The sequence below is a fragment of the Anaerobutyricum soehngenii genome (assembly GCF_009697165.1).
In the GTDB taxonomy this organism is placed as follows: domain Bacteria; phylum Bacillota; class Clostridia; order Lachnospirales; family Lachnospiraceae; genus Anaerobutyricum; species Anaerobutyricum soehngenii.
Genome location: NZ_VULP01000046.1, coordinates 1 through 9,825 on the forward strand (window position 1 = coordinate 1; position 9,825 = coordinate 9,825).

The following is a 9,825-nucleotide window of genomic DNA, read 5'->3' on the forward strand; positions in this document are numbered from 1 at the left end:
ACGAAATAAACAACAGGCTGAATAGCAAAGTATGCCATTCAGCCCATTACATTATATTTTTGTATTCTATAAACCTATGATTTTATCATCAATCTGAGAGGTTTACACAGAATAATTTACACTACCATCTATTTCGGTTCTTCCCTATTTTTTACGATTTAAAATTATTTAATTCTTTTATTTGAACGTGATATTAAATCAAGAACTTCTTGAAAACTGAGATTCTTCTCCTTTGCGGCAGAAAAAATCTGTTCCATTTCAATACTTTCCCGTTCTTTATTTAATGCAATCAACTCTGTTTCACATATAGATATTTTTCTTTTAACTTATTTATTTGAGCAGTTTTTTCTTCAATTCTAGTATATACACTTTTAGGTTTTCTAGGCATATTATGTTCTCCATTCTTTTATTTATTAAGGTACATCTGGAATGGAATTTATTTAATAAATTAAAAATATAAGGGATAGAATGTTCTCCTATCCCTTATATTAAGTAGACTTTTATTTCCATTTTATCGGGGATATTAAACTGAGAATTCTTATAATAATACTCAAGAGTATCTTTTGTAAGATTTCTTGGAATAGTAAATGCCCCGATAAATAAAGGATTTTTGATTAATGTTTCATGCTTATCGCTGCCTGTGCTGCTGCTAATCTTGCGATAGGTACACGGAATGGTGAACAGGAAACGTAATCTAATCCAATTCTATGACAGAATTCTACGGATGATGGGTCTCCACCATGTTCTCCACAGATACCACAGTGTAATTCAGGTCTCTGACCTTTTCCTAATTTAACTGCCATATCCATTAACTTACCAACACCATTCTGATCAAGTTTAGCAAATGGATCGTTCTCGAAAATCTTAGCATCATAGTAAGCGTCTAAGAACTTACCAGCATCATCTCGTGAGAAACCGAATGTCATCTGTGTTAAGTCGTTTGTACCAAAGCAGAAGAACTCAGCTTCTTTAGCGATTTCGTCAGCTAATAATGCTGCACGAGGAATCTCAATCATAGTACCAACTTCGTATTTCATGTCAGAACCAGCAGCTTTGATTTCTTCGTCTGCTGTCTTAACAACAATCTTCTTAACGTATTTTAATTCTTTTTCTTCACCTACTAATGGAATCATGATTTCTGGAACGATTGTCCAGTCAGCATGTTTAGCCTGTACAGCTAATGCTGCACGGATAACTGCTTTTGTCTGCATAACAGCGATTTCTGGATATGTTACTGTCAGACGGCATCCACGATGTCCCATCATAGGGTTGAACTCTTTCAGACTTTCAATAATAGCCTTAATAGTTTCTACCGATTTACCCTGTGCATCTGCAAGTTTTTTAATGTCTTCTTCTGTCTGAGGTACGAACTCATGCAGTGGTGGATCTAAGAAACGAATTGTTACAGGATTACCTTCCATAGCTTCAAATAACTGCTCAAAGTCTCCCTGCTGATATGGAAGAATCTTATCGAGTGCAGCTTCTCTTTCTTCTACTGTATCAGAACAGATCATTTCACGGAATGCATCGATTCTGTTACCTTCAAAGAACATATGCTCAGTACGGCAAAGACCAATACCTTCTGCTCCAAGCTCACGAGCCTTCTTAGCATCTGAAGGTGTATCAGCGTTTGTACGAACCCCCATTGTTCTGTATTTATCTGCCCAAGCCATAATACGGCCAAATTCACCAGCAATTGTAGCATCTACTGTAGGGATAATTCCATCGTAGATATTACCTGTAGAACCATCAAGAGAAATAGAATCTCCTTCATGGAATTCTTTTCCTGCTAATGTGAATTTCTTATTTGCTTCATCCATTACGATGTCACCACATCCGGATACACAGCAAGTACCCATACCACGAGCAACTACTGCTGCGTGAGATGTCATACCACCACGAACTGTCAGGATACCCTGAGCGCTCTTCATACCTTCGATATCTTCTGGGGATGTCTCAAGACGAACAAGAACAACTTTTTCCCCTCTCTCTGCCCAAGCTTTGGCATCTTCAGCAGTGAAGACAATCTTACCACAAGCAGCTCCAGGAGAAGCTCCAAGTGCTTTACCCATTGGTGTTGCAGCCTTTAATGCAGCAGCATCAAACTGTGGATGTAATAATGTATCAAGGTTACGAGGGTCGATCATTGCAACAGCTTCTTCTTCTGTTCTCATTCCCTCATCTACTAAATCACAAGCAATCTTTAAAGCAGCCTGTGCTGTTCTCTTACCATTACGTGTCTGAAGCATGTATAACTTCTTGTTCTCAACAGTAAACTCCATATCCTGCATATCTCTATAATGATCTTCAAGAGTCTGACAAACCTGTTTGAACTGTTCAAATGCTTCTGGGAATTTTTCTTCCATCTGAGCGATTGGCATTGGTGTACGAACACCAGCAACTACGTCCTCACCCTGTGCATTTGTAAGGAATTCTCCCATAAGCTTCTTCTCACCTGTAGCAGGGTCACGAGTAAATGCAACACCAGTACCACAGTCATCTCCCATGTTACCAAATGCCATACTCTGTACGTTAACAGCAGTACCCCAGCTATAAGGAATATCGTTGTCACGACGGTAAACATTAGCACGTGGGTTATCCCATGAACGGAATACGGCTTTGATAGCTCCCATTAACTGTTTCTTAGGATCATCTGGGAAATCTTCACCGATTTTCTCTTTATATTCAGCCTTAAACTGAGATGCCAGCTCTTTTAAATCTTCTGCTGTAAGATCAACGTCCTGACTTACACCTTTTTTAGCTTTCATCTCATCGATTAATTCTTCAAAATACTTTTTACCAACTTCCATAACTACATCAGAATACATCTGAATAAATCTTCTGTAGCAATCCCAAGCCCAACGTGGGTTTCCGGATTTAGCGGCAATAGTCTCTACTACTGTCTCATTAAGACCTAAGTTAAGGATAGTATCCATCATACCTGGCATGGAAGCACGAGCACCTGAACGAACTGATACAAGAAGTGGATTCTCTTTATCACCAAATTTCTTTCCTGTAATCTCCTCCATCTTCTCAATGTACTCATTAATCTGTCCCTGAATCTCATCATTGATCTCACGACCATCTTCATAATACTGAGTACAAGCCTCTGTTGTAATTGTGAATCCCTGTGGTACAGGTAATCCAATATTTGTCATCTCAGCCAGATTGGCTCCTTTACCACCAAGAAGATTTCTCATTGTGGCATCGCCTTCTGTAAACAGATATACCCATTTTGCCATTGTTGTGTTCCTCCTTCAATTAACTATCAACATTACTTTTATGCGCTTTCCTCACGCGCAATATGAGTATAGCACAAACGAATAAAAAATGCTATAATTTTCCGTCATTTTTTTGCAAAAATTTATCATGGACTATATTTTTTTGCAACATTCACGATAATTTTAATTTTTTTATACAAAAGAGACTATTTGATGGGGTGTTTGCCGTTTAATTCGTTGGGTGGACAATCAGATATTTCAATCCACGTCTCCGCGAAGGAGGCGACTCAAGACTGGCTTGCAGTATTCATTGATGTAGCATTTCAATCCACGCCTCCGCGAAGGAGGCGACAAGGAGCCTTACATCTTGGCGAAACAAGATGATGTTTCAATCCACGCCTCCGCGAAGGAGGCGACCGCAACATATTGTGATATTTCAGCTATCATGTACATATCTAGTCTCAACAACTTTTTTGTCCGCTATTTTTAGCTTTATATCGCAATATGTTGTACTATTCTTTCTTTTTTAAGTGCGAATGCCCTGCGTTTTTTGCGTAGCTTATGATTCGCACTATGTTTAATTTTTAATATTTTCTATATTTTATTTCAAGGTATTCCTTTTTAACGAAGATAATAAGAAACTTTTTCTTTCTACATTTAACTATATCTAAATTTAGAAAGATTTTTGAAAAAGGGATTTTGTCGCAGATACGATTGTTTATTTTGTAACCTGGAATCAGATAATTAAGGTTTCTTCTAAGTCAATACTTGTTTTTGTTCCGTAGTGTTCTACTTTATTTTTGTAAGCATTGCCTAGATAATAGAATCTTAGGCTATCTTTATCCATATCAATTATTTCGAGTAGTTTTGCTTTTACCACCTTTGTTTTTGCATTATCCATAATGCATTCAAAAACAGAATTTTGAACTCTTTGTCCGTAATTCTGACATTCTTTTGCTACTTTCCTTAAACGTTTTTTTCCTGAAGCTGTCTCTGTATTTACATCATATGTTATTAATACAAGCATTTCTCACCTCTTATTTCCACAAAAACACAGGATATTCATCCAAATCCCCGCGAATAAGTCTGGCTAACAATAACGCCTGAACATGAGGTAGGAGACCCCATTCTATTTTATCACCGAGAAATGGATGTTTGATTTTATCTCGTTTTCTGCCCTGCCACGCACTAATCATTGTTTTGCGTCCTGTATCGTTCATTAAGACCGCTCCATTTTCCTTTTTTACAAAATGCTCCGGTTTAATCGTCTTTTTATTAATTAATGTTAATACAAAACGGTCTGCATATACAGCTCTTAATTCTTCCATTAAATCTAATGCTAAAGAGGTTCTTCCCGGTCGGTCTGTATGAAGAAAACCAACATAAGCATCTAAACCGACTGCAGTTAAAGCTGCGGCACATTCATTTGCCAATAATGTGTATGCAAATGATAACATGGCATTGACATTATCTAATGGCGGACGTCGATTTCTGTTTTCAAAGAAAAATTCTTCTTTATTTTGTAGAATCAATTGGTCGAATGCAGAAAAATACTGACTTGCCGCATTGCCCTCAATTCCTCGAATGCTATCCATTGAATCACATTCTAATAACTGCCGAATGTGCTCATCCAGATTGGCGGTCACTTTTTTGATGGCATCCACATCAACCTGCAGGGCATGGTCTCTTGTTGCTCTTTCTAATACCCATTTACTGTTGTATATTTTACCAATAATCATATTTCTGGCAATAGGGATACTATCTTCTAGCGAATCTGAAATTCTATACTGCTGTTTTCTTAAAATAACATTTCCCCTGTTCTCTCCGCTTACGGATGCTAAAAACTGTCCATTTTGATTCATAAAGCTTAGGGAAATTCCTCTTTTCGCACAGGCTCCCATTAATGCAGGACTTGCTCCAGTGTAGCCAAAGGTCACAATTCCTTCGAGATTATGTAGTGGAAGCCGGATAAGTATCTTCTTTTCCTCCAGAACCAGCACATTTTCTCCATCTAATGCAAGATAACGTTCTGGAGTTGTTACATATAGTGTATTTAATAATTTTCTCATAACTCCCCGTCTTTTATCGTTTTTAAAATGTAAGTGTGTACTGACTTTTTCTTTGAAAGCTGTGGCAGACATATATTTTTCAGCGAACAGGCATTGCAGGACTTTGTTCTTTTAATGTTTGGTGTATACTGCCTGTCAAAATACTGATGCATCTGTAGACATATATTTTCCACTTCCTGACGAAGAAAATCTGTTATTTCCACATGCTCTCTTCGTTTTGTTGTCCCGTAATATAAGTCACCTTCTTCTATTCTTGTACACATCATTTCTTCAAGGCATATTGCCTGCGCCACAAGTTGTAAACGGTCAGCATTATTTTCTTTTGGCTCTCCCTTTTTGTATTCTACCGGATATACTTTATAGAGTCCTTCTCTCCCATATAGACGTACGCCTTCTTCTCCTTTTTTGCATTTTTTAAATTCTACCACATCACAGATTCCACTAATCCCAAGATATTTAGAATATACTCTCATCTGACGAGAAACAACCAGATTCTTTCTCGTTTCTATCTGCGGGCCATCATGTGCCCGCTTGTGCATAATGTTTCCCTCTACTGTCCGTACATTCTCTTCCCATTGATTTTCGATATGAATTAATGCCCACTGTCTTGTACAAAATACAAAATGCTGGATTCCAGAAAGCATCAAATAATCTTCTTCATTATAAACCTTCATATTCTTCCACCGCCAGTCCAGGTAACTCGTGGCAGATAATCTCATAATCTTCTATCTTTCTTGGATTACGAACTCCTTCTTTCTTCTTAATCTCAATACTATTATGCACTTTGTGAGAAGAATACTGTCCAATCTTGCAGTTGTGCTTCCACCAGTATAACTTATGCATTACCATACTTCCGTCTGGTCTTGCAGAGGAACTGTCGTTTACAAACAGAGTGCGGATAGCTTCTTTAATTTTTTCCGCATCTTCTTCGGTAAAACCTGTCTTTTCAGAAAGCTGTACATTAATACTTCCCTTTAATATGTAAACACCAAAGTCTACTCGATGCTTCATTCCCATTGTATCAGAGGATTTTCCTTCTTTATCTTCACTATTTACACTTTTTGTAATCTGCATGCTTGTGATATCTATTGGATCTACACTGAAAGCTGGCTGAACAGATACTGGACCACGAATACCTAAAGATAAGTCAGAACCTTTAAATGCAAATACCTGTCCAAAACTTCTAACATCCATCCACTCTTTACAGGCAATTTCATATCCTCTTTGTGCATCTGCTTTCTTTCCTTTTTTAAGTTCTGCTCCAAAAGCTTCATTCGCTTCTGCTCTTGCTTTTAAGCTCTTGTATCCATCTGTATTTTTATCATCGGACTGAACAAAAATATTTTCTCCTGCATCTAAAAGACGGTTTCGTATCTTTCTTTTAATGCAGACATCGGACATTTCTCCGTATCCTTCATAGGTAACTCGCGGCATGTTCCCGTTTAAAGGGTCCCCATTACAATTAGCATTCTCTACTACGATAATTCCTTCAAAATCAATCTTGTTCTGTAATACACCCATTTACTTTTCCTCCTCTTCTAACTTTTTCATTTTTTTCTCATCATTCTCTTTTTTGATTCGCTTTGCTTCCTCAATAATTTCATATCTCTGACTGTCAAATCCCAAACAAAATGTACCATCTAAATTTCGTTTTTGCTGGAATTCTTCTTCAGAAATAGCTGCTGAAATTTCTCCAAGTAATGTCTGAAGGTTTCGGGCTCTCCCTCTTAACTTCATTTCATATGGTTTTAAATTTCTCTGAATAATCACCCATGTATCACATGGATTTTCACAAAACTTTGTGTAGTAACGCATTGCCGTTGTGGTTCTGTCTATCTTCTCCTCACGCAATACCCACGCTTCAATCGAATCTGCGATAGCTAACATTCTTCCGCACTTTGCGTCTAAACTCTCTGGTGATTTCATAACCAAACACTCCTCTCCTTTTTCTATCAAATGCTTTCTTGTCAACGCACAAGCTACTGATAATACCTGTTGCCATAAAGTTTTACTTTTATAATTTTGCGGATGCTGTGCCCGATGCACAACCTCTCTCATAATATCTACCGGCACAATTTTTCCATCAACAATGCATGGCAGAATTCTTTCTACCGCATTCGCAATCACTTTATCTGTTCCTTTTATAGAATTTCCCTGCTCTCTTCCATAAGTACATAATGCGATTTCATATGGAGAAGGTGCTCCTGTAAAATAAACTCGTTTCTGCAGTTTCTTATTATAAGAAGAAACATTCCATGCACAGTCTCTGTGCCACTGCTCGATTCGTTCAATCAGTTCATTTCCATCTGTTCCAAAGTACTCTCTGCTAAATATCACAGATAATCTTCCTGTCGTTGCTGCATCTACTCCTAACAATACAAAATGGCTGTCTGCCCGCACATTTCCATGATATCCTCTGATCGCTCTGTTAAATCGTTCAGCTACATCTTCCTGTATTGATACTGTCTTATCCTCTTCTTCTCCATAAAAAGCTGCAAAAATATCTTCCCCTTAGATGCAACACCCTCTGTACTTTCCAGAATAGATGGTACATTCTCTGATTTCACTCCCCACAGAACAAACTCTTTATCTCCTACTTTAACTCCTTGCCTTTCTATAAGCCACTTTAACGCATTATGAACTTTCTGTGAAGCTTCATAACTGATAGTATATGCTTCTCCGACATCATGAAAACGTCCACGATAAGTAAAGTTTGTCTTATCATTAGAAGATATCATCTTTGCTTTATCGCCGCTGTTTCTTATTTTAGAAGGGTGATTTACACATAACCTTTCTTCCCTTCCTGTTACCTGACAAAAGCCAATCTCTCCTCCATTACCCAGATAGTAATGGATATAATTTTCCTGCAGCTTAGTATCTTCCCATAAGTTAACTGCATCAACCTGGAAACGAATAAAGGCATCTTTTTGATCACCTACTATTAATTTCTCGCTTGCATTCTCCCATTTTTTAGTCAAATGCTGTTTTTCATCCAGAGAAAAGATTCCTCTTTCTATAAGATCATGTATTAGTCGATTTTCTTGCAAATATTTATAAAGAACTTCTATCTTATAATCGCCATACCCTGGGTCACACCACTTTTTTAAGTTCTCCATGTATTTTTGATGATGCTCCTCATTCCTTTCTCCCGTATATAATTCGTAATCACCAGCAAGATACTTTATCTTATCAAAAAGAGGATGCGGAGCCGCTCCCGAACTACGGCTTGCTGATTCTTCTGTTACAGGAATTACTGTATCTGAATCTTTTACTGGAAGAAAGCTTACGGCAATCACTTTCCCTTCTTTTGACAACTGCACTTCAAGATGTGCTTTTTGTGTGGAATGTGCTATCTTTAACAATCCCTCTTTTTCCTGTAATTCCAGATTATCATAAGTATCATACAACGCTCTCATCCAGCTCATTGTAGCTCACCACCTTCCTGATATCCAGAAAGAAGTTCCTCCTTGTCCACTCCTAAGATTGGAATATTACTAAGTTCTTTTTTCGTACCTTTTCTTAAGAAAATGGTATTTTCACATTCTTCTGGGCGGCAAAAATGAATAATACCGTTCTCCATCTGTGGATGCCAGAATCTTGAATATAAATTTCCCTCGTCATTCTGATTAGGATAGCATAAAGAATGATACATTAATCCAAAAGAAAGAGTCCCTTTATCATCATAGTATCCCAGCTCAGACATATCTCCTGGTTCAATATAGGCGGGACATTCTCTTGCCCCTAAAAATATATCTCTTCTTCCTCCTTTTTCAAGAGCACGCTTTGCCACGTAATAATGCTTGTTTTCATTCCAATCTTCCTGTAAATCGGGTCTTCTCTTATTAAACTCAAAATGGGCAGAAATAATATAGGCAACATCAGACAAATATGTATAATAAGAAAGATCATTCCCTCCATTATACTTAATCGGTCGGATTCCTTTTCTTTCTGTACGAATTGGATTTAAAACCTTAACAGATTCTATGATCCAATTGATAGAGGGTTTCCAATAATTTCCACACACAACCCCTTTCAATGTCTCATAACTTGGAATCATCATGCTGCTTTTTTCTCCACCTATCTTTGTCATGGGGTCTGTAAATAATGCGTATTTCCCATAGACTTTCATAACAATTCTATTTGGTTTCATACTTCCTCCTTTCAAATTTATCTTCTATCTATTTATGTTAAATTTATAATTTATCAGGGTCTGCTTCCAATAAAATTCCCATTTCTTTTTCATCATAAAAAGCATAATTAAGGAGGTACACTCCCATATCTTCTTTAAATGTAATTCCACCAGCATCATAAATTTGTCTAAACTTATACCGATTAATATTTAAAGAATATTTTTTTGCTTTTTCTAACAGCTCCTTTCTTTCCGCCATACTCGTATATACTGTCACATTATAGTGGCTCAGTTGTCAAGACAAAAATCTAAGATTTTTATAATGAACTGATATGGTGGACAAGTTACAAGGAACATGGAGAGAACAGTGGAGCACTCCCCAGATCCAATATATGCTAAGCTACAT

9 protein-coding genes are annotated in these 9,825 nt (G+C 37.3%); all 9 read right to left on the reverse strand.

Annotated elements, in window-relative coordinates; all coding sequences use genetic code 11:
• Window positions 1-614: 614 nt before the first annotated feature.
• The 9 genes from ppdK to FYJ25_RS13995 all read right to left on the reverse strand — a co-directional run bounded on the left by ppdK (window position 615) and on the right by FYJ25_RS13995 (window position 9,678).
• Window positions 615-3,242 carry a pyruvate, phosphate dikinase gene (ppdK, locus tag FYJ25_RS13955; protein WP_096240195.1) on the reverse strand — a complete coding sequence of 876 codons (2,628 nt, stop codon included), beginning with the start codon at window positions 3,240-3,242 and terminating at the stop codon, window positions 615-617.
• A gap of 715 nt (window positions 3,243-3,957) precedes the next feature.
• Entirely contained in the window at window positions 3,958-4,248 is a 291-nt protein-coding gene (gene cas2 / locus FYJ25_RS13960; protein ID WP_096240197.1) for a CRISPR-associated endonuclease Cas2, read from the reverse strand.
• A gap of 10 nt (window positions 4,249-4,258) precedes the next feature.
• Window positions 4,259-5,290, reverse strand: a complete 1,032-nt coding sequence (cas1c, locus tag FYJ25_RS13965; RefSeq protein ID WP_096240199.1) for a type I-C CRISPR-associated endonuclease Cas1c — start codon at window positions 5,288-5,290, stop codon at window positions 4,259-4,261.
• Complete coding sequence (gene cas4, locus FYJ25_RS13970; RefSeq protein ID WP_154581562.1) at window positions 5,287-5,964, reverse strand: CRISPR-associated protein Cas4; 678 nt, start codon at window positions 5,962-5,964, stop codon at window positions 5,287-5,289. Before cas4 ends, cas1c begins: the two co-directional genes overlap by 4 nt.
• On the reverse strand, window positions 5,951-6,811 hold the full coding sequence (gene cas7c, locus FYJ25_RS13975) for a type I-C CRISPR-associated protein Cas7/Csd2 (protein ID WP_096240203.1): 861 nt from the start codon (window positions 6,809-6,811) through the stop codon (window positions 5,951-5,953). The genes cas4 and cas7c overlap by 14 nt, the downstream gene beginning before the upstream one ends.
• Complete coding sequence (locus FYJ25_RS13980; RefSeq protein WP_330578381.1) at window positions 6,812-7,792, reverse strand: type I-C CRISPR-associated protein Cas8c/Csd1; 981 nt, start codon at window positions 7,790-7,792, stop codon at window positions 6,812-6,814. It abuts the gene before it with no gap.
• Window positions 7,732-8,715 (reverse strand): type I-C CRISPR-associated protein Cas8c/Csd1, encoded by a 984-nt coding sequence (locus FYJ25_RS13985; RefSeq protein WP_096240207.1) that lies wholly within the window; start codon window positions 8,713-8,715, stop codon window positions 7,732-7,734. The genes FYJ25_RS13980 and FYJ25_RS13985 overlap by 61 nt, the downstream gene beginning before the upstream one ends.
• The gene (gene cas5c, locus FYJ25_RS13990) at window positions 8,712-9,440 is read right to left on the reverse strand and encodes a type I-C CRISPR-associated protein Cas5c (protein WP_154581564.1); all 729 of its coding nucleotides are present in this window, start codon (window positions 9,438-9,440) and stop codon (window positions 8,712-8,714) included. The genes FYJ25_RS13985 and cas5c overlap by 4 nt, the downstream gene beginning before the upstream one ends.
• A gap of 43 nt (window positions 9,441-9,483) precedes the next feature.
• Entirely contained in the window at window positions 9,484-9,678 is a 195-nt protein-coding gene (locus tag FYJ25_RS13995; RefSeq protein WP_154581565.1) for a hypothetical protein, read from the reverse strand.
• Window positions 9,679-9,825: the final 147 nt, after the last annotated feature.

Bases quoted from the DNA above. Each gene is read 5' to 3' on its own strand.
- ppdK (WP_096240195.1), bottom strand. From the start codon at position 3,242: ATGGCAAAATGGGTATATCTGTTTACAGAAGGCGATGCCACAATGAGA.
- cas2 (WP_096240197.1), bottom strand. From the start codon at position 4,248: ATGCTTGTATTAATAACATATGATGTAAATACAGAGACAGCTTCAGGA.
- cas1c (WP_096240199.1), bottom strand. From the start codon at position 5,290: ATGAGAAAATTATTAAATACACTATATGTAACAACTCCAGAACGTTAT.
- cas4 (WP_154581562.1), bottom strand. From the start codon at position 5,964: ATGAAGGTTTATAATGAAGAAGATTATTTGATGCTTTCTGGAATCCAG.
- cas7c (WP_096240203.1), bottom strand. From the start codon at position 6,811: ATGGGTGTATTACAGAACAAGATTGATTTTGAAGGAATTATCGTAGTA.
- FYJ25_RS13985 (WP_096240207.1), bottom strand. From the start codon at position 8,715: ATGAGCTGGATGAGAGCGTTGTATGATACTTATGATAATCTGGAATTA.
- cas5c (WP_154581564.1), bottom strand. From the start codon at position 9,440: ATGAAACCAAATAGAATTGTTATGAAAGTCTATGGGAAATACGCATTA.
- FYJ25_RS13995 (WP_154581565.1), bottom strand. From the start codon at position 9,678: ATGGCGGAAAGAAAGGAGCTGTTAGAAAAAGCAAAAAAATATTCTTTA.